Source organism: Klebsiella oxytoca (assembly GCF_009707385.1).
GTDB lineage: Bacteria > Pseudomonadota > Gammaproteobacteria > Enterobacterales > Enterobacteriaceae > Klebsiella > Klebsiella oxytoca_C.
In genome coordinates this window covers 3,855,926-3,875,083 of sequence record NZ_CP046115.1, presented here as the reverse complement: position 1 = coordinate 3,875,083, position 19,158 = coordinate 3,855,926, and the positions used below count along the sequence as shown (strand labels likewise).

General features: G+C 50.3%; 17 protein-coding genes and 1 tRNA gene. 6 read left to right on the top strand and 12 right to left on the bottom strand.

All coding sequences use genetic code 11. The features are described 5' to 3' along the window. Positions 1 to 27 precede the first annotated feature (27 nt). Positions 28 to 1,230, bottom strand: a complete 1,203-nt coding sequence (locus GJ746_RS17970; protein ID WP_154681422.1) for a NupC/NupG family nucleoside CNT transporter — start codon at positions 1,228 to 1,230, stop codon at positions 28 to 30. Positions 1,231 to 1,575: 345 nt separating this feature from the next. Between GJ746_RS17970 and GJ746_RS17965 the strand changes: the two genes are divergently transcribed. Beyond that, on the top strand, positions 1,576 to 2,811 hold the full coding sequence (locus tag GJ746_RS17965) for an Nramp family divalent metal transporter (RefSeq protein ID WP_154681421.1): 1,236 nt from the start codon (positions 1,576 to 1,578) through the stop codon (positions 2,809 to 2,811). Between the two features lie 39 nt (positions 2,812 to 2,850). On the opposite strand, the gene GJ746_RS17960 is transcribed toward GJ746_RS17965, so the two are convergent. Continuing rightward, on the bottom strand, positions 2,851 to 3,198 hold the full coding sequence (locus tag GJ746_RS17960) for a DUF2502 domain-containing protein (RefSeq protein ID WP_154681420.1): 348 nt from the start codon (positions 3,196 to 3,198) through the stop codon (positions 2,851 to 2,853). Positions 3,199 to 3,328: 130 nt separating this feature from the next. Beyond that, complete coding sequence (gene mgrA / locus GJ746_RS17955; RefSeq protein WP_154681419.1) at positions 3,329 to 4,321, bottom strand: L-glyceraldehyde 3-phosphate reductase; 993 nt, start codon at positions 4,319 to 4,321, stop codon at positions 3,329 to 3,331. A 175-nt stretch (positions 4,322 to 4,496) separates the two neighbouring features. On the opposite strand from mgrA, the gene GJ746_RS17950 reads away from it, so the two are divergent. Next, positions 4,497 to 6,158, top strand: coding sequence for an alpha-keto acid decarboxylase family protein (locus GJ746_RS17950; RefSeq protein WP_154681418.1), 1,662 nt, complete (start codon positions 4,497 to 4,499; stop codon positions 6,156 to 6,158). On the opposite strand, the gene GJ746_RS17945 is transcribed toward GJ746_RS17950, so the two are convergent. Beyond that, positions 6,155 to 7,390 (bottom strand): ion channel protein, encoded by a 1,236-nt coding sequence (locus GJ746_RS17945; protein ID WP_154681417.1) that lies wholly within the window; start codon positions 7,388 to 7,390, stop codon positions 6,155 to 6,157. The two genes, GJ746_RS17950 and GJ746_RS17945, sit on opposite strands and share 4 nt — an antisense overlap. Positions 7,391 to 7,643: 253 nt before the next feature. Between GJ746_RS17945 and glk the strand changes: the two genes are divergently transcribed. Next, on the top strand, positions 7,644 to 8,609 hold the full coding sequence (gene glk, locus GJ746_RS17940) for a glucokinase (RefSeq protein WP_154681416.1): 966 nt from the start codon (positions 7,644 to 7,646) through the stop codon (positions 8,607 to 8,609). 43 nt (positions 8,610 to 8,652) lie between these two features. On the opposite strand, the gene GJ746_RS17935 is transcribed toward glk, so the two are convergent. Together GJ746_RS17935 and GJ746_RS17930 are read right to left on the bottom strand one after the other, a co-directional pair. Next, complete coding sequence (locus GJ746_RS17935) at positions 8,653 to 9,393, bottom strand: LytR/AlgR family response regulator transcription factor (protein ID WP_154681415.1); 741 nt, start codon at positions 9,391 to 9,393, stop codon at positions 8,653 to 8,655. Positions 9,394 to 9,404: 11 nt separating this feature from the next. After that, positions 9,405 to 11,102 carry a sensor histidine kinase gene (locus tag GJ746_RS17930; protein WP_154681414.1) on the bottom strand — a complete coding sequence of 566 codons (1,698 nt, stop codon included), beginning with the start codon at positions 11,100 to 11,102 and terminating at the stop codon, positions 9,405 to 9,407. 379 nt (positions 11,103 to 11,481) lie between these two features. Between GJ746_RS17930 and alaC the strand changes: the two genes are divergently transcribed. Further along, entirely contained in the window at positions 11,482 to 12,720 is a 1,239-nt protein-coding gene (gene alaC / locus GJ746_RS17925) for an alanine transaminase (protein WP_154681413.1), read from the top strand. A 43-nt stretch (positions 12,721 to 12,763) separates the two neighbouring features. On the opposite strand, the gene ypdK is transcribed toward alaC, so the two are convergent. The 5 genes from ypdK to GJ746_RS17905 form a co-directional block, all read right to left on the bottom strand. Further along, positions 12,764 to 12,835, bottom strand: a complete 72-nt coding sequence (gene ypdK, locus GJ746_RS17920) for a membrane protein YpdK (RefSeq protein ID WP_077777854.1) — start codon at positions 12,833 to 12,835, stop codon at positions 12,764 to 12,766. 530 nt (positions 12,836 to 13,365) lie between these two features. Continuing rightward, positions 13,366 to 13,494: a hypothetical protein gene (locus tag GJ746_RS25520; protein WP_264766551.1), complete on the bottom strand. Its 129-nt coding sequence runs from the start codon at positions 13,492 to 13,494 to the stop codon at positions 13,366 to 13,368. A 495-nt stretch (positions 13,495 to 13,989) separates the two neighbouring features. Then, positions 13,990 to 14,469 (bottom strand): hypothetical protein, encoded by a 480-nt coding sequence (locus GJ746_RS17915; RefSeq protein ID WP_154681412.1) that lies wholly within the window; start codon positions 14,467 to 14,469, stop codon positions 13,990 to 13,992. A gap of 472 nt (positions 14,470 to 14,941) precedes the next feature. Next, positions 14,942 to 15,013, bottom strand: a tRNA-Arg gene (locus tag GJ746_RS17910). Positions 15,014 to 15,087: 74 nt separating this feature from the next. After that, entirely contained in the window at positions 15,088 to 15,981 is an 894-nt protein-coding gene (locus GJ746_RS17905; protein ID WP_154681411.1) for a formate/nitrite transporter family protein, read from the bottom strand. Between the two features lie 257 nt (positions 15,982 to 16,238). Here GJ746_RS17905 and mlaA point away from each other — a divergent pair, with 257 nt between their 5' ends. Next, a complete protein-coding gene (gene mlaA, locus GJ746_RS17900) occupies positions 16,239 to 17,000 on the top strand; it encodes a phospholipid-binding lipoprotein MlaA (RefSeq protein ID WP_154681410.1) in 762 nt (253 codons plus the stop codon). A gap of 62 nt (positions 17,001 to 17,062) precedes the next feature. Here mlaA and fadL read toward each other — a convergent pair whose 3' ends face one another. Continuing rightward, complete coding sequence (fadL, locus tag GJ746_RS17895) at positions 17,063 to 18,427, bottom strand: long-chain fatty acid transporter FadL (protein WP_195908751.1); 1,365 nt, start codon at positions 18,425 to 18,427, stop codon at positions 17,063 to 17,065. Between the two features lie 371 nt (positions 18,428 to 18,798). On the opposite strand from fadL, the gene GJ746_RS17890 reads away from it, so the two are divergent. Then, positions 18,799 to 19,083: a YfcZ/YiiS family protein gene (locus GJ746_RS17890; protein WP_154681408.1), complete on the top strand. Its 285-nt coding sequence runs from the start codon at positions 18,799 to 18,801 to the stop codon at positions 19,081 to 19,083. The last annotated feature ends 75 nt before the right edge of the window (positions 19,084 to 19,158 follow it).

Here is a 19,158-nt window from a genome sequence, read left to right as displayed (position 1 = left end):
CCCGGCTTTCGCTTAATGAATATCGGATTACAGTACCAGTGCGGCGATAGATGCAGAGAGCACGCTTACCAGTGTGGAACCATAAACCAGCTTCAGGCCGAAGCGTGAAACCACGTTACCCTGCTCTTCGTTCAGTCCTTTAATCGCACCGGCGATAATACCGATAGAGGAGAAGTTAGCGAAGGAGACGAGGAAGATAGAGATGATGCCTTCCGCACGCGGAGAGAGCGTGGAGGCCACTTTCTGCAGATCCATCATGGCGACGAATTCGTTAGAAACCAGCTTGGTGGCCATAATACTACCTACCTGCAGCGCTTCACCTGCCGGGACGCCCATGACCCACGCAACCGGATAGAAGATATAGCCGAGGATCCCCTGGAAGGAGATACTATAACCGAACCAGCCGGTGACGGTGGCGAACAGGGCGTTCAGCGCGGAAATAAGCGCAATAAAGCCGATCAGCATTGCGGCAACGATAATCGCCACTTTGAAGCCCGCCAGGATGTATTCTCCCAGCATTTCGAAGAAGCTTTGCCCTTCATGCAGGTTAGACATCTGCAGATTTTCTTCGCTTTCGTCTACGCGATAGGGGTTAATCAGCGACAAAACGATAAAGGTACTGAACATGTTGAGTACCAGCGCCGCAACGACATATTTTGGCTGCAGCATGGTCATGTATGCGCCTACGATAGACATGGACACTGTAGACATCGCCGTAGCAGCCATGGTGTACATGCGGTTGCGGGACATCTTGCCAAGGATATCTTTATAAGCGATAAAGTTTTCTGACTGGCCCAGAATCAGCGAGCTGACAGCGTTGAAAGATTCCAGTTTGCCCATGCCGTTAATTTTGGACAACACGGTACCGATGGCGCGAATGACGATAGGCAGAATACGAATATGCTGCAAAATACCGATCAGCGCGGAGATAAACACGATTGGGCACAACACTTTCAGGAAGAAGAAAGCCAGGCCTTTATCATTCATATTGCCGAAGACGAAGTTTGTCCCTTCATTGGCGAAACCGAGGAGTTTCTCAAACATCTCCGAAAAGCCCTTCACAAAACCCAGACCAATGTCAGAGTTCAGGAAGAACCAGGCCAACAGCACTTCAATGACAAGCAGCTGAATGACATAACGAATACGAATCTGCTTACGGTTGTGGCTGACCAGCAAGGCCAGAATGGCAACCACTACGATCGCGAGAATAAAGTGCAAGACGCGGTCCATATTTGCTCCAAATATGAGGCAGGTTAAATTTCTGTGCACATTCTATGTAACAGGCGCAAAGAAAACGAGAGATAGAACACACTATTGCAAGGATATGTGACTAATGGCAGAAATAGTGATCAAACATGCATTTTTGTTATGTTACGTAAAAGTTTTAAAAGTTGCACTGATGTACTATTCTGATAGTTGATTAAAAGAATTTATCGTTTCCCGGCTTTAAGTTGCCGACCTGCTATCGTCCCCTCCTATCACAGCAATCATTATCACCGTTTTAAATGAACTTGATAATCATTCGCGTTTTGATAGCATAAAACATAGCAAAGGCTATATTTCCAGAGGCAGAAAATGACAAACAGTCGCGTTGAGAATAGCAGCGGTCGTGCAGCGCGCAAGATCAAGTTGGCCCTGATGGGACCTGCTTTCATTGCTGCCATTGGCTATATCGATCCGGGTAATTTCGCGACGAATATTCAGGCCGGTGCCAGCTTTGGCTATCAGCTGCTTTGGGTTGTGGTATGGGCTAACCTGATGGCGATGCTGATTCAGGTGATGTCGGCGAAGCTGGGTATCGCTACCGGTAAAAATCTGGCAGAACAAATTCGCGACCACTACCCGCGGCCGGTAGTGTGGTTTTACTGGGTGCAGGCGGAAATCATCGCGATGGCCACCGATCTTGCCGAGTTTATTGGCGCAGCTATTGGGTTTAAGCTGGTGCTCGGCGTCTCCTTGCTGCAGGGCGCGGTGCTGACGGGAATCGCGACGTTTCTGATTCTGATGCTACAGCGTCGCGGTCAAAAACCGCTGGAGAAAGTGATTGGCGGACTGCTGCTGTTTGTCGCTGCGGCATATGTCGTTGAACTGATTTTCTCCCAGCCTGCGCTGGCGCCGTTGGCGAAAGGAATGCTCGTACCGTCTCTGCCGACCAGCGAAGCGGTATTTCTTGCCGCCGGGGTACTGGGCGCAACCATCATGCCGCATGTCATCTATTTACACTCATCGCTGACCCAGCATCTGCACGGTGGGACGCGTAAAGAGCGGTATAACGCCACGCGCTGGGATGTGGCGATTGCCATGACTATCGCTGGTTTTGTCAACCTGGCGATGATGGCGACCGCTGCCGCGGCTTTCCATTTCAACGGCCATACAGGTATTGCCGACCTCGATCAGGCCTATCTGACGCTGGAGCCTTTGCTGAGTCATGCGGCAGCGACCATCTTTGGCCTGAGTCTGATAGCAGCGGGACTATCTTCGACGGTTGTTGGCACCCTGGCGGGGCAGGTGGTGATGCAGGGCTTTATACGCTTTCATATCCCGCTATGGTTTCGTCGGGCAATCACCATGCTGCCGTCGTTTATTGTGATTTTAATGGGCCTTGATCCGACGCGTATTCTGGTGATGAGTCAGGTATTGCTGAGTTTTGGTATCGCTCTTGCGCTGGTGCCGTTGCTTATATTTACCAGCGATTCCCGATTAATGGGTGACCTGGTCAACTCCCGGTGGGTGAAAGTACTGGGATGGGCGATTGTCGCGGTGGTCGTGGGGCTCAACGGTTGGCTGATTGTGGGATCGATATTCAGCTAATTGTCAGTAAAAAGGGAGCCGGATGGCTCCCTGTTGTCATTAATGATGCCCGTGACCATGGCCGCGACCGCCGTGACCTCGTCCCCAGCCGCCGCGTCGGTCGTCGCGGTCGTTCCAGCCTTCGCGATAGCCGCGTTCGTAGGCTTTGCGTTTATCCCAGCCACGATGCCAGCCGTTGTCATGACGATGCCAGCGGTTGTCGCGCCACTCATAGTGTTTACGCCAGTAATCACGGTCGCGCCAGCCGCCACCGTCCCAGTAGTTACCATAATTGTCGCGATCGCCAATTTGTAATTTTATAGATGGCAACAGGGTGATTTCACCAGCATTAGCGACCAATGGCGCTGAAGCCAGAAGCACTGCAGCCAAAATCAGTGACCTGAACATACTTTTCTCCTTCACGATCGGGGCCGTTGTCGGCCTGTTAACCTGATATTACGGGGCAGTAAAGCCCCATCGCATCGGAGGAACTCCTAAATCGCAAGCGAGAGCACTTTTTGCTAAAGTAAAAATGAATTTACACCGCAAGGATGGCATCGATGGCCGCCCGTTCTTCGGCGCTGAAATGGCGGTTTTCCAGCATGCCAATCGCATCGTCGAGCTGCGACGTTTTGCTGGCGCCAATCAGTACCGAGGTGATTTTCTCTTCGCGCAGCACCCAGGCGAGGGCCATTTGCGAGAGTTTCTGCCCGCGGGATTCTGCCAGCGCGTTCAATTGACGAATCTTCTCCAGTTTGTTTTCAGTTAGCTGATCCGGTTGCAGGAAGCGGCTACCGCTGGCGGCGCGAGAGTCTGCCGGAATGCCGTGCAGATAGCGGTTAGTCAACTGGCCGCCGGCAAGCGGTGAAAACGCTATACTTCCCACCCCTGCGGTTTGCAGAAAATCGAGTAAACCTTCCTCGACCCCGCGTTCAAACATCGAGTATTTAGGTTGATGAATCAGGCACGGTGTACCGAGGTCGTTAAGGATGTTGATGGCGTCACGAGCCTGTTCTGGCGGGTAATTCGATAATCCGACGTATAGCGCTTTGCCCTGGCGAACAATATGGTCCAGCGCACGCATGGTTTCCTGTAATGGCGTTTCGGGGTCGGGGCGGTGATGGTAAAAAATATCGACATAGTCCAGGCCCATGCGTTTAAGGCTTTGGTCGAGGCTGGCAATGAGATATTTACGCGATCCCCAGTCGCCATAAGGGCCGTCCCACATGGTGTAACCGGCTTTGCTGGAGATAATCAGTTCATCGCGGTAAGGCAAAAAATCTTCTTTCAGGATACGACCAAAATTGCTCTCTGCAGACCCTGGCGGAGGGCCGTAGTTATTGGCTAAATCGAAATGAGTAATGCCGAGGTCGAACGCGTGTCGCAGAAGCTGGCGGCTGGTTTCTACCCGCGTTTCGTCGCCAAAATTATGCCAAAGCCCAAGGGAGATTGCCGGCAGCTTTAATCCGCTATGACCGCAGCGGCGGTAGTCCATCGTTTGATATCGCGTGGCGTTTGCCTGGTAAACCATACTTCCTCCGCAGATAAAACAGGGTGTGTATACGTTTACACTAAAGAATGTTTGTCGCCGAGTACACTCCCTGAATGCGTAAATTTTGCTTTCCACCCCATTTGTTGAGCACAATCTGGACAGCCCATCTGCTTATCCAATACTCAAATTACCTGCACGAGAGGAGAGTATGGATATGCAACCGACTTATACCATTGGCGATTATCTGCTGGATCGTCTCGTAGATTGCGGCATAGACCGCTTGTTTGGCGTACCGGGTGATTACAATTTACAGTTTCTCGACAGCGTTATCGCGCATCAGAAATTAGGGTGGGTTGGTTGTGCTAACGAGCTGAACGCGGCCTATGCCGCCGATGGCTATGCGCGTATTAAAGGCGCTGGCGCGCTACTGACGACCTATGGTGTCGGCGAGCTTAGCGCGCTTAACGGAATTGCCGGAAGCTACGCCGAACATGTTCCGGTCCTGCATATTGTCGGGGCTCCCTGTACCGGCGCGCAGCAGCGCGGCGAACTGCTGCACCATACGCTTGGTGATGGTGATTTCAGCCACTTTTCGCGTATGAGTGAACAAATTACCTGTTCCCAGGCGGTACTGGCGGCGGGCAATGCCTGCCATGAAATAGACCGGGTATTAAGTGAAATGCTAATCCATCATCGCCCCGGTTATCTGATGCTGCCGGCCGATGTGGCGAAGGCGAAGGCCACGCCGCCTGCTCACCGTTTGCTAATGGAAGGTCTGCCCGCCGATGATAATCAGCTGGCAGGATTTCGTGAGCATGCGCTGTTGATGCTGAGAAGCAGCCGTCGCGTATCGCTGCTGGCTGATTTCCTTGCCCAGCGCTATGGGCTGCAAAACGTCCTCAGAGAGTGGGTCGCTAAAGTACCGGTTTCTTTCGCCACCATGCTGATGGGTAAAGGGCTTTTTGATGAGCAGCAGAGCGGGTTTGTCGGGACCTATAGCGGCGTAGCAAGCTCCAGTCAGACTCGCGATGCCATTGAAAATGCTGATACCATCATCTGCATTGGCACCCGTTTTACCGATACCATTACCGCCGGGTTTACTCAGCATCTCCCGCAGGAAAAAACGATAGAAATCCAGCCCTTTGCCGTTCGGGTTGGCGATCGTTGGTTCAGCCGGATTCCAATGGAAAAGGCGCTTGATATTTTAATCGAGCTTTCCGCCACTCTGGCGGCAGAATGGACTACGCCAGACGTTCAGGCTCCCGGCGTAGGCGGCGAGCCTGAAGGCCGCCTGACGCAAAAAAATTTCTGGAGTACGGTGCAGAAACAGCTGCGTCCCGGGGACATAATTCTTGCCGATCAGGGAACGGCCGCGTTCGGGGCTGCGGCGCTTAAACTTCCAGCCGGCGCAACGCTGATCGTCCAGCCGTTATGGGGATCGATAGGTTTTACCCTTCCGGCAGCCTATGGAGCGCAAATAGCAGCGGCGGACAAACGGGTAGTGCTGATTGTCGGCGATGGCGCCGCACAGCTAACCATTCAGGAGATGGGATCGATGCTAAGAGATAAGCAACGTCCGCTGATTCTGTTGCTTAATAATGAAGGCTATACGGTCGAGCGCGCCATTCATGGCCCTGAGCAGCGTTATAACGATATTGCGCTCTGGGACTGGAGCCGTCTGCCTGATGCTTTTGCCCCCGAAGTACCGTCGCGCTGCTGGCGAGTAACGCGTACGCAGGAGCTGCAAGAAGCGATGGACAGCAGCATTGCCTCAGACAGGTTAACAATGGTAGAGGTGATGCTGCCAAAAATGGATATTCCCGACTTTCTGCGTACGGTTACCCGGTCGCTGGAAGAGAGAAACAGCCGCGTTTAACCGCCGCGGCGCTTTGCGATCATCAGCGGTTTTCCGGCAAGTAATAGCCAGGCGGGAAGCATCACGATACACAGCAGCGGAAGTAAAGTGGAATCTGGCACCACTACCGCTGCCATAAACAGGCTTAACCAACCATCGCGCGTCACCACAAGCGTAAGTCCGAGAATCGCGCAGGAAACGGTGATAGCTGCCGGGACGGCATCCACGTGTGCATGCAGCATTAGTCCGAGCGCGACGCCGACAAAAACCGCCGGGAAAATTCGCCCGCCGCGAAAACTGCAGGCCGCGGCCAGCACCAGCGCCGCCAGCTTGACCAGAGCAATAAGCATGAAATCACTGGCGGTTAACGTCTGGCTAAAAGCTAATTGCTGCATCTCATCCAGACCCTTAAACAGAGTGATATGTCCGCCGATAACGCCAAGGATACCCAGGAGAAAGCCACCGATACCCAAGGTTAAGACCGGATTTTTCAGGCGGTGCATTAGTGCGTGTAAACGCGGTAAACACCAGACGCCAACCATACCGACGGCAACAGCGATAAGCGTAACGATAGCTCCGCTAAAGATATCGACAAGATGCCACTGATTGTAATGCGGGATTGGTAACGAAAAATGGGGATGGAAAAATAGCCCGGTGGTCAGAGACCCGGCCGCTGCGGCAAGCAGCGGCGCGAAGAGTCTGTCCCAAAGCGGTACATCGTTACTGCTGTTTAGCGTTTGCGAAAAGATCAACGCCGCAGCAACCGGAGTTCCAAATAATGCGCCGATGGTGCCGGAAGAGGCAAGAATCGTCCAGTCCAGCGCGCTAACGCGCGGGAAAATACGGGAACCAAGCGCTACAGCGAGGGCGATATTAATCACCATGATCGGGTGTTCCGGGCCGAGACTAACGCCGCCCGCCAGGCCGAGGAGCAGCGCAGCGAACAGGCCTGGCAGCACGCTGATGCTTACAGGGGCGCCAATAAGTGACTCTGTGGCCGGGTCCGGACCTGCGTGACCAGGACTAAAGCGTATTACCAGTCCAACGGCGATACCGGTGCAGGTGAGGATAGCGATAGTCCAGAAAGGTCCGCTGGCGTTGATGCCTAAACTTGCCGGCAGGCTATCCCATAGAATGCTTTGCAACACGGATGCCATTTTCATCGCCACAATTAATACCAGGCTGGCAGCAATACCAATCAAAATGGCCGGTATGGATAACAGCAGCATCGTTCTGGCGCGCGGGTGCAGCATGAAAATATCCTTCTGAAAGTTTCGTCGCATTACTTTGCTCGGGGGGGCTGAGAGCGTTGGCGCAAATGATGCTGAAACGATAAAGTAAAGATGTGTCCGGCAGTTGTGCAGCACAATATTTCATAAATTACAGACTAACTGTGACGCAAGTCGCTAAACCAAGGGCGCTTATGCGTTGGTCGTTGTTGTCAGGACGTCATGAATTTAGAGTGTGCCAAAAGAATCATTTTGACTTTAGCGGAGCCGTAACGGAATGACAAAATTTGCTTTAGTAGGGGACGTTGGCGGAACGAATGCCCGTTTGGCGTTATGTGATATCGCAAGCGGGGAAATTTCTCGCGCCAGGACCTATTCCGGGCTCGATTATCCAAGTCTTGAAGCCGTAGTGAAGGTCTATCTGGAAGAGCAGGACGTGAAGGTTGAAGATGGCTGTATCGCCATTGCGTGTCCGATTACCGGTGACTGGGTCGCTATGACCAATCACACCTGGGCTTTTTCTATCGCCGAGATGAAAAAGAATCTGGGCTTCTCGCATCTGGAGATTATTAACGACTTTACCGCTGTGTCGATGGCAATCCCGATGCTGAAAGCTGAACATCTGATTCAGTTTGGCGGTACGGCTCCGGTAGAGGGCAAGCCGATCGCCGTCTATGGTGCTGGTACCGGGCTGGGAGTGGCTCATCTGGTCCACGTGGATAAACGCTGGGTGAGCCTGCCGGGCGAAGGCGGCCATGTGGATTTCGCGCCAAATAGCGAAGAGGAAGGCATTATTCTGGAAGAGCTGCGTAGCGAGCTGGGACACGTCTCCGCCGAGCGCGTATTATCTGGCCCCGGATTAGTCAACCTCTACCATGCGATCGTTAAGTCCGATGGCCGTCTGCCGGAAAACCTGCAGCCTAAGGATGTGACTGAACGCGCGCTGGCCGATACCTGCATTGACTGCCGTCGCGCGCTGTCGCTGTTTTGCGTCATTATGGGCCGCTTTGGCGGTAATCTGGCGCTGACTCTTGGTACGTTTGGCGGCGTGTATATCGCTGGCGGTATTGTGCCGCGTTTCCTTGATTTCTTTAAAGCTTCCGGTTTCCGCGGTGGTTTTGAAGATAAAGGCCGCTTTAAAGCCTTTGTTCAGGATATCCCGGTCTATCTGATAGTCCACGACAATCCGGGGCTGCTGGGTTCCGGCGCACATCTGCGTCAGACTCTGGGGCAGATTCTCTGAGTTCTTTCTTACCCGGATATATTGTATATCCGGGTAAAATTCCCTACAGATGCATGAGCTGACGAAACTCTTTTACCTTGCTGCGGCTAACCGGTACCTGAAACTCTAAATCGCGAAGCCGCAGAATATAGGTGTTGTTGAACCAGGGTTCGATTTCGCGAATTTTGTTCAGATTGACGCAGTACGAGCGGTGGCAGCGGAAAAAGTGCGCTGACGGTAGCTTGTTACAGAACTCCGTGATATTCATCGGCATGACAAACGACTCTTTCCGGGTATACACGAACGTCATCTTTTCATGCGCCTCCGCATAGTAAATATCGTTGATGCTGGTGACGATAATTCGCTCATCTTTAATCAGATTAATCGTGTCGTTTTCTCTGATTGGGTTGGAAGCTGTGCCGGAGCCAGCGCTCACCTGCAGCTGTTGCCAGGCGCTGGTCAGTTTTTGAAGCATGTTGATGATGCGCGATTCCTGGTATGGCTTAAGAATGTAGTCAAACGCCTCCAGCTCAAAGGCTTCCACCGCATGCTCTTTCCAGGCGGTAATAAAAACGATAAACGGCTTGTGCGCGAACTGGCTGATATTTTGCGCTAACAGTACGCCATCGAGAGAAGGGATATTGATGTCGAGAAAAATAGCGTCGACTTTGTTGTGCTGTAAAAACTTCAGCACGTCCAGCCCATCGTCAAAGGTGCCGACAATCTCCATCTGACTATGCGTGTTAATCAACCAGGTGAGCTCCTGTTGCGCGAGGAACTCATCTTCCACAATGATGACTTTCATTTTTTCTCCACTCATGACAGCAGCGACTCTGTTGCCGCCTGGGGGGCGTGTTGGGTTGGCACATAGAAGGCAATTTCTGTCCCCGGCGTCAGGCGTCGGATATGCAGACCTTCGCCATAAAGCAGCTTGACCCGATGATGAACATTGAGTAACCCGATTTTATTCCCCGGCATTTCATCAGCCTCCACTCTTGCTACCACCGCAGGATCGATACCATTTCCCGTATCGCGAACGCTGATTCGAACTCGATTTCCGCACTCATTAATGCCGATGGTCACCACGCCTTTTCCCTTGCAGGGCTGAATGCCGTGGACGATGGCATTCTCCACCAGAGGCTGAATAAGCAAACTGGGGATCATAAAGTTGACCTCATCATCAATATCATAAATCACCGTCAGTTTATCGCCGAAGCGAGCCTGCTCTATGGCGATATAATCCTTGATTTGATACAGCTCCCTTTTGATGTCAATTTGCTCATCATCTTTTAATTCAATGTTGTAGCGTAAATAGCGCGACAAATTAAAAATTAACTGGCGCGCGGTGTCCGGATTCAAGCGAATCGACGACGAAATCGCGTTCAGAGCGTTAAATAAAAAGTGGGGATTAATTTTGCTTTGCAGCGCGCGCAGTTCAGCTTTATTGGCCATCTCACGAAGCTGCTCGGCGCGCGAGACCTCCAGCTGCGTAGAGATGATTTGCGACAGGCCAATAGCCATTTCCTGCAACGAAGAGGTGATGCGATGCGCGTGGCAGTAATAGATTTTTAGCGTACCGGTGACGACGCCTTTTTCCCACAGCGGAATAACGAGCATCGAGTGTATTTCCGGCGTCCGATGAGCTTCATCATTATTTTTGATAATGATTTTTCCATAGCGGATCGCTTGTTGCGTGGTCGGACTAATAAAGTCGTCGTTATTGCGGTAGTTGATTTCACCGACACCGACATAGGCCATTACGTGCTGGGTATTGGTGATGGCGACGGCATCGGCATTGATGTCGCGACGGATGATATCGCAGACCTGACGCAGGGACTCGCTATTGACGTGGCGAAACAGCGGCAGCGTTTTATTAGCAATATCCAGCGCCAGCTTTGCCTGACGGGCGGCGCTGGCCTCCTTTTCTCCTTCAACGCTCTGTACCAGCAACACGATGAAGCCGATACATATGCTGCCAAGGATCATTGGAATACCAATTTTTGACACGATGTCGATTCCCAGCGCCAGGGAGGGCGCCCATACCACCACGAGAATCATTGTTAATGTTTCGCACAGCATCCCGGCAAGGATCCCCGCTTTCCAGCGCTGCGCTTTCGGAACTTTACGACTGATAAAACCGGAAAGCAGACCGGCGACAATGCTGGTAATAAAACAGGGGACAGCGGTGACGCCGTCTATATCGATCAGATAGCGATGCACGCCGGCAATGACGCCAACAATTGCGCCGACCCAGGGACCGAAAAGGATCCCGCCGGACATCACGGCGATAATTCGTACGTTGACCAGCGATCCCTCTACCGGTACGCCGGACCAGGTACTGAAAAGGGCGAAGAGAGAGAAGATCGCGGTAACGGCCAGCAGCTCTTTTGGCGTGTGCGCGGATTTATGCAGAAGTTCACGAAACAGGCGCAGACGAATAAGAAAAAAGAGACAAATTAGCATTAATGCCGCGCGGTCAAAAACCGCCAGCAGCATAGTAAATATTTCGTGCATGAGTGCGCCATGTTAATCGCGAGAAAGCAATATGATAGAAAACCTCACGACAGAAGACCAGCCGGAGACCTGAATAGGGAAAAGACTCACAATTAAAAGGGGATTAATCAGAAGGGCTTCAGATTCAACAATGACAAACAATCAACCCTTTCCAGGGTAAAATTAATGATATCAAGATGTTAATTTTAATGTGGTCACAGAGGGGGGCGGAAGATTTTTATGCCGCATTTAGCCGAACGGATGCCCGTTTTTACTGGCGGAAATATTTTTTAGCTGCACTCTCGACAGCAGGAATTTTTTCGGGTTATTTTCTAAACGTGCTGCAAATGCAGCAGCGTCGCTCGGACGGTCCGGGCGCTAACGTCAATCCGAGGAATCTATGGCTGAATTCAGTCCTGAACGCCGTTTTACGCGTATCGATCGTCTCCCCCCGTACGTTTTTAACATTACCGCTGAACTGAAAATGGCTGCGCGACGTCGCGGCGAAGATATTATTGATTTCAGCATGGGTAACCCCGATGGTGCGACTCCGCCGCATATCGTCGAAAAGCTATGCACCGTCGCTCAGCGGCCCGATACTCACGGCTATTCTACTTCTCGTGGTATTCCGCGCCTGCGCAGGGCGATTTCCCGCTGGTATCAAGAGCGCTATAACGTTGAGATCGATCCGGAATCTGAAGCGATTGTGACGATTGGCTCTAAAGAGGGGCTGGCGCATCTGATGCTGGCGACGCTTGACCATGGTGATACCGTTCTGGTGCCAAACCCAAGCTATCCTATTCATATTTATGGCGCAGTGATAGCCGGAGCCCAGGTGCGTTCGGTACCTCTTGTCGAAGGCGTGGACTTTTTTAACGAGCTTGAACGCGCTATTCGTGAGAGCTACCCGAAGCCGAAAATGATGATCCTCGGTTTTCCATCCAACCCGACCGCGCAGTGCGTTGAACTGGAATTCTTCGAAAAAGTCGTGGCGCTGGCGAAGCGTTATGATGTGCTGGTGGTACACGATCTGGCCTACGCCGATATCGTTTATGATGGCTGGAAAGCGCCTTCTATTATGCAGGTTCCCGGCGCGCGCGATGTTGCCGTAGAGTTTTTCACGCTATCCAAAAGCTACAACATGGCCGGCTGGCGTATTGGTTTTATGGTCGGTAATAAAACGCTGGTCAATGCGCTGGCGCGAATTAAAAGCTACCACGATTATGGTACCTTTACTCCGCTGCAGGTTGCGGCTATCGCTGCGCTTGAAGGCGATCAGCAGTGTGTTCGCGATATTGCCGAGCAGTATAAACGCCGGCGCGATGTGCTGGTCAAGGGGCTGCATGAGGCGGGCTGGATGGTCGAGTGTCCGAAGGCGTCCATGTACGTGTGGGCGAAAATCCCGGAGCAGTATGCGGCCATGGGATCGCTGGAGTTCGCTAAAAAGCTGCTGCAGGATGCGAAAGTCTGCGTCTCACCGGGCATTGGCTTCGGTGACTATGGCGATACCCACGTACGCTTCGCTTTAATTGAGAATCGCGATCGTATCCGCCAGGCCGTGCGCGGCATCAAATCTATGTTCCGCGCTGACGGGCTTCTGCCGGCATCGGCAAAGATAACCAGCGAAAGCAACGAGTAAAAAAAGGGAGCCCAGGAGGCTCCCTTTTTTAACACCGTTAAAGCTAGATCATCAGGGCGAAAGTACCGGCCCAAACGATGACCATAAAAGAAATGCCCATTAAAAAATATTTCACGACTCATCACTCCGCGGTCTCGGCGAGACGCCTTAAATGAATTTGCTCTTGATTACCTGCTCAACTATCGCTGACAAAAGCCAAACATTTTAGCCAGCGGTAGCGGTGAATTCTGAGCTCAAACAGCTCCAGATGGCGCTAATGTACGCCTAAAAAATGTGGGAAACAAGAGCCATTTTTTTATTAATTTTTAGTTACTTACGAGTGTCGTGATTAGGCGACACATTAATTTCATTCGGTATTAAATTTTATTCTGGCGACGATTGTTAGCGATTGCTTTCGGTACAGATAGAGTCACTTGATTTTGGGCCTTTTTCTACGTACCTGAAGGGCGGGACAAAGTCCCGCATGGTGAAAAAGCGTGTATAGCGTTTCAGCACTCTTCGCGACTGCTCTTACCGTTAGCGAGCCGGAAAAAGACAACGTCATGGTCATTAACGCTAATGCTCACAGCAAGAGGCATCGAGTGAAGCAGCTTAATGCCCGAATAGTTCCAATAGCCCGGCAGCAGATAAAACTAACTGCGTTTACTAACTGTTAAGGTTTTCCTGCGATAGCGGATTGATGCTGGAGAACCAGGGCCGATACCAGATCCCCATAAAAGTCAGCAATGACGAAGACAATGCCTGCCTGACGTTTGCGGTCTGAGCTTTAATCATGTCTATTAGCCGTGAACGATTTAGAAAAATATGCGGCCATATTACTGAGGGCTATAGCAAAAGTGATATCCTAGTACGCTCTACTATTATGATGATGGCTCTGAAAGAGGATTATCAGATATGGTTAGCCAGCGGCTAAGCATGCTCTGTCTCCGGAATCTTTTCTTGGTCTGAACCAACCAGACTCACGAAATTTTCATCATCCCAGGCCTCCAGCTATTCGTTAGCGTTCAATGATTGTCTGTTGAAACCTGGATTCAGTTGCATAAATTCATCTATAAAGTCGGTGAGCGTTATATTCTGTAAGGTGAATTGAGGTTCATTAATGACCTCCTTATTTAAAATAACTGAAGGTTGTTTAGCAATCTCCAGAGTGCGGCTGCTTATAGTATGCTCAAAAATTTTCTCAACATCTTTGCTAAGGATATAGATTTTATTGAGCGATACTGAAAGATGACTACTATCATCGGCAGAAAAGTAGCAAAAGAGAGTGTTTTATGTAGGGGCTATTGCACTGACATTCTGTACCAGTTGGTTATGATCCGGGCATTCTCGTAGTTCTCCCAGATTTTTTTCGGCTATATGCCAAAGCCCGGAAACGATGGCCTTTATCTGGGTTTGTATCGCTTGATTACCATGAAGCGTTTCGATGGCAGAAACGCTCTCCTTTATCTCCAGAACGCGGTCAACTGTTGAATATTGTGACCATATTTCCTCTTTTTTTCTTAATATGTTGGTATGATTTAAATGATTCTCACTTTGTGGGTTAGCTATATCTCTATTTTTCGATATAGCGATATTTAGCATTCCCGGGATGTTTTTTAACTTTATCGCGAGATTTATCGCGCCAATGTCGTGCCAGTGAAGTAAGTCTTCAACTTCACAGTTAAGCAGTTTCTGCGCTCGAAAGATCGAACAATACTCAAGCGGGGGAATATTGTTCAGTTTCCAGACGTTTCTTTCAATTTTATTCATGATGGTGACTTGCTTGTTGATAGATTAATATATTGTCGTTTATTTTTATGAGGGTGTTCATTCATTTTATCTAATATCAATCGTTCATGCTTTGATGAATCGCTTTTATTCACATGATTTGAGAATGATTTCAATATAAATTAATATCTAATGAAACAGAGGGTATCTGTATTTTACGCAAATAGTGCTATTTATTTTTGCTATGAATAATTACCGGTATGGAGTATTTTTTGAATGAATCATAATAATAAAGTCATTCTACCTGCGGAAACTCGCGGTTCGATTTTATTTTTACCGAGCATCACCGGACTGAGATACATGAATGACCATTATGGTGACTACTCTCAGCTCTGGACGATATGGTGAAAAAAAGAGCAGGGCGGCAGGTTTTATCAATGAGGCGACATGCTGACAGCCAGAAGATAGCTGATAGTGAGGCGTTATTAAGGTAATCAGAATTTCTGTGGAAAAGTGTCCCCTGCAGGAATCGAACCTGCAACTAGCCCTTAGGAGGGGCTCGTTATATCCATTTAACTAAGGGGACGAAACGGCGCGATTATAGCGCCTTTTCGTTTACAGGTTAAGCGGTGATGGACTGACTGCTCAAACTGTCGCCACTTATCGTTTTTTATTAGCTTTTGCTTTAGCTTTTTTCTCATGGCTCATATCGTTTCGGATCTGCGCATGGCTAAGTAAAGCAAATATAAAAGTCCCGCCGCAGATATTTCCGGCCAGCGTCGGCAGTGCGAAAGGCCAGATAAATTCCTGCCAGGGGAGCGTTCCATTGAAAACGAGATAAAAGATCTCGACGCTGCCCACCACAATATGAGTCGTGTCCGCTAGGGCGATAAGCCATGTCATCAGGATGATGACAATAATCTTTGCCGAACCCGCGGCAGGAAACATCCACACCATAGTGGCGACCAGCCAGCCGGATATTATGGCGTTAGCGAACATCTCCAGCGGCGGGTTTTGCATCACCTTGAGACTAATTTTGAGGAAGGCTTCTCGGGTTGGTTCATCGAAAACAGGCATCACATCGAACGCCCACGCAGCAATCGCGGTCCCGATTAAGTTACCTGCCAGTACAATCCCCCATAAACGTAACAACAGCCCAATATTGCCGGGCGTAGGTTTATGCATAATTGGCAGGACGGCGGTAACGGTATTCTCGGTAAACAGCTGTTGCCGGGCGAGGATGACGATAACAAAACCAAAGGTGTAGCCTAAATTCTCCAGTAAAAAACCACCGGGGAGTTCACTGAGATGTACATGAAAGATGCCTTTGGCAACCAGAGAGGCCCCCATTGAAAGCCCGGCGGCAATGGCTGACCATAGTAGCGCCATAGCATCGCGCTCAAGCTCTTTCTCTCCTTCCTGACGAATCACTTCATGGGTGGCCATCGCTTGTGAAGGTAAATGTTCTTCATCAACCTCAATTTCTTCACCATTCTGTTTTTCTTCACTTTCTACTTCAACCTCATCACTATCATGGTGAGTTTGCGGTACCATAGCTTTTCCTCAACGACTGGTCTTTATTATAATCGTAGAGCGCTTTCAGCTATTCGGGTCGGGTAAGCTCCTAAATTCTTCACAATGACAAGATTAGCAATACGGAAATTGCAAAATGTGTATAAAATCGGGGCATCAACATCGATGCCAAAAAAGGCTATGCTGAAAGCTGACACATGCTTACGGGCGATATCTTCACGGAGGCTGCTGTCCTCGGATAACCCCCAGCGATAGCTTAAATTAACAGGGAGACACCTATGAATTTTCGCCTGTCGGCGCTTGCGCTTGGCACCACATTGCTGGTGGGATGCGCCAGTTCTAGTTCTGGCGATCTACCGCAGGGGCGTTCAGATCCGCTTGAAGGCTTTAACCGTACCATGTTCAACTTCAACTACAATGTTGTTGATCCCTATCTTCTTCGCCCTGTCGCGGTGGCGTGGCGTGATTATGTTCCGCAGCCGGCGCGTAATGGTCTGAGTAATTTTACCAGCAACCTCGAAGAACCAGCGATAATGGTAAACTCCTTCCTCAAGGGCGATCCCTATAAAGGTATGGTGCACTTTACTCGTTTCTTCCTGAACACCCTCCTTGGTATGGGTGGCCTGGTTGATGTGGCTGGCATGGCTAATCCGAAACTGCAGCGCGTTGAGCCAAGCCGTTTTGGTAGCACGCTTGGCCACTATGGCGTCGGTTATGGGCCATATGTGCAATTGCCTTTCTATGGCAGCTTCACCCTTCGTGATGAAGGTGGTGATATGGCTGATGATTTGTATCCGGTTCTTTCCTGGCTGACGTGGCCGATGTCTATCGGTAAATGGGTGTTTGAAGGAATTGAAACTCGCGCTCAGCTGCTGGATTCCGACGGCTTGCTTCGTCAGTCCTCCGATCCGTACATCTTAATGCGTGAAGCTTACTTCCAGCGTCACGACTTTATCGCCAACGGCGGCAAGCTTTCACCTAACGAAAACCCGAACGCGCAGGCGATTGAGGGCGATCTTAAAGATATCGATTCACAGTGATCGAGTGGTAGAAAGTAAAAAGGGTGAACATGATGTTCACCCTTTTTTGTGGCTGCAGATTATCAGAAACGGTAGTTGAAGTTTGCGCCGTACAGCCAGGCTTTACCTTCGGATTTAAAGGTGTAAGGGCCTTCCTGAAATTCGACATGCTGACCGTGCATGTAGGAAACCCCCACATCGACTGACGCATCTTTATTGAAGGCGTAAGTCGTACCCGCGCTGAGCCACAGGCGGTCCTGGTCGGGAATTGAGATAGAGCGATTGGAAGCCGGGACTGGGCTATCATCAAAGGCGATACCGGTACGGAAGGTCCAGTTATCGTCGTAGTAATAAGTAGTACCCAGGGCGATACGATAGGAATCTTTAAAGCTTTCGTCTTTATAGAAAAGCGTTTCGCCACCGCTGGTTTTTGTTGCTTTCAGCTCCTGGAACTGACTCCAGCTGGTATACGCCAGGCTGTAGTGTACGGCCCATTTAGGTGCTACGCGGTTATAACCTGAGATTTCCCACATTTCTGGCAAGTTCAACGTCAGAGAGCCGCCAATGGTCGATCCGCCGGTACCGTACGGCAGTCCCAGACCCAGGGCAGAGTTGATTGGATTAAGGGATGCTGGCAGGCTGCTCTTATAATCGCCATCAAAATCAACTTTGATTTCAGAGCGATAGGTAAAGCCGTAGCGGTTGTTTTTATCGACTTCATATAGAATACCGGCATTCCAGCCGAAGCCCCATTCATCCCCTTTAAGTCGAGCGATTTGGGTATCACGGCTGATACCGCCAGCCTGCTGGCCAATTGCGGCAGCCTGCGCCGGGGAGAGTTTCCCTGCTTTTATCATCCCAGGTATTTGATCGCCGATAATTTCCGGTAAATCACCTGCATAGCGCTCCAGCTTGGCTCGGGCATATACGGCGTCGAAGCCCAGGCCAAAACTCCAGTGATCGTTAAGACGATATGCGCCGCTCAGATTGAGGTTTAAGGTTTCAAGGTCGGTAGTGCCGCCCATTGAGCCAGCGGCAAAATCGTTATTGAACTCGGTGGCTAAACCATAGTTAGAAGTGAGGGAGGCACCCCAGCCGAACTGCTCGTTAATCGGCGCGACAAAGTGCAGGTTAGGCACCCATGCGGTAGGGGCGATATTGTCCTGGCTGGCGTCATTACCGATAATGGAACTGCCGGTAACGTTGACATCAGGATCGACGAAAATAGCACCGCCAGAGAAGGTCGGACGGTCAAACATCATGATTAACGCCGGGTTACGGCTGACGTTTCCTGCATCATCAGCAATAGCACCTTCACCTGAATAGGCGCGACCAAGGCCGGATGAAGAGAATTCATTTAACTGAAAGCCTGCCGACAAGGCCTGGCTTGAAACAAGTGCTACAGCCACTGCCAGGGCAGATTGGGTAAGGCGGGTTTTCTGGCTCATGCCCATAACCTCATAGAGTTATTTTTATTTAAACAATGTTACATGCTGTAACAGGAGCGCGAAGTGTAGGGTCTGCTTTACCACAGAGAAATCAGACCAGTGCGCTGAGTATAGGTCTGACCAGATGATATGTTGCAAGTTTGTTTATAAGTTTTTTCAATTGTGATCTAAGAAACGCGATCCAGTTGGCAAATTTGCCGTGGAACCACCTCCCCGAAGGAGACCATTTTTGTTTTGGATCATTTTTAAGTGTGATTTCGCTCACTTATATCCTTTGTCGACATTAACGACTGGAGGCGGGTATGTCCCGGGCGTAAAATAAGCGCATTGTTTATCTGGCACCCAGAGTGCATATACAGAGGAAATCTACGATGAGTAAATGCAGTGCTGATGAAACCCCGGTTTGTTGCTGTATGGATGTAGGCACCATTATGGACAACAGCGATTGCACCGCATCCTACAGCCGCGTGTTTGCTAACCGCGCTGAAGCAGAAACAACGCTTGCCGCATTAAGTGAAAGAGCGCGCAACGTTGAATCCGAGCCATGCAAAATCTCCCCTACCTTTACCGAGGTGGAAGGCGGCATAAAGCTGGATATCGACTTTGTCTTCAGCTGTGAAGCGGAAACCCTGATTTTTCAGCTCGGCTTGCGTTAATCCTTCCCCTGACGCCCCTCATAGCAGGGGCGTTATCTTTTCTATTCAATGTGTTTTGGCTCCCACTTTTTCTGT

What these genes read in the sequence shown, in the direction of transcription:
- GJ746_RS17970 (WP_154681422.1), bottom strand. Translation starts at nt 1,230, where the DNA reads ATGGACCGCGTCTTGCACTTTATTCTCGCGATCGTAGTGGTTGCCATT.
- mgrA (WP_154681419.1), bottom strand. Translation starts at nt 4,321, where the DNA reads ATGGTTTACCAGGCAAACGCCACGCGATATCAAACGATGGACTACCGC.
- glk (WP_154681416.1), top strand. Translation starts at nt 7,644, where the DNA reads ATGACAAAATTTGCTTTAGTAGGGGACGTTGGCGGAACGAATGCCCGT.
- alaC (WP_154681413.1), top strand. Translation starts at nt 11,482, where the DNA reads ATGGCTGAATTCAGTCCTGAACGCCGTTTTACGCGTATCGATCGTCTC.
- GJ746_RS17950 (WP_154681418.1), top strand. Translation starts at nt 4,497, where the DNA reads ATGCAACCGACTTATACCATTGGCGATTATCTGCTGGATCGTCTCGTA.
- fadL (WP_195908751.1), bottom strand. Translation starts at nt 18,427, where the DNA reads ATGAGCCAGAAAACCCGCCTTACCCAATCTGCCCTGGCAGTGGCTGTA.
- GJ746_RS17930 (WP_154681414.1), bottom strand. Translation starts at nt 11,102, where the DNA reads ATGCACGAAATATTTACTATGCTGCTGGCGGTTTTTGACCGCGCGGCA.
- GJ746_RS17915 (WP_154681412.1), bottom strand. Translation starts at nt 14,469, where the DNA reads ATGAATAAAATTGAAAGAAACGTCTGGAAACTGAACAATATTCCCCCG.
- GJ746_RS17890 (WP_154681408.1), top strand. Translation starts at nt 18,799, where the DNA reads ATGAGTAAATGCAGTGCTGATGAAACCCCGGTTTGTTGCTGTATGGAT.
- mlaA (WP_154681410.1), top strand. Translation starts at nt 16,239, where the DNA reads ATGAATTTTCGCCTGTCGGCGCTTGCGCTTGGCACCACATTGCTGGTG.
- GJ746_RS17965 (WP_154681421.1), top strand. Translation starts at nt 1,576, where the DNA reads ATGACAAACAGTCGCGTTGAGAATAGCAGCGGTCGTGCAGCGCGCAAG.
- GJ746_RS17945 (WP_154681417.1), bottom strand. Translation starts at nt 7,390, where the DNA reads ATGCTGCACCCGCGCGCCAGAACGATGCTGCTGTTATCCATACCGGCC.
- GJ746_RS17960 (WP_154681420.1), bottom strand. Translation starts at nt 3,198, where the DNA reads ATGTTCAGGTCACTGATTTTGGCTGCAGTGCTTCTGGCTTCAGCGCCA.
- GJ746_RS17905 (WP_154681411.1), bottom strand. Translation starts at nt 15,981, where the DNA reads ATGGTACCGCAAACTCACCATGATAGTGATGAGGTTGAAGTAGAAAGT.
- GJ746_RS25520 (WP_264766551.1), bottom strand. Translation starts at nt 13,494, where the DNA reads ATGATTAAAGCTCAGACCGCAAACGTCAGGCAGGCATTGTCTTCGTCA.
- GJ746_RS17935 (WP_154681415.1), bottom strand. Translation starts at nt 9,393, where the DNA reads ATGAAAGTCATCATTGTGGAAGATGAGTTCCTCGCGCAACAGGAGCTC.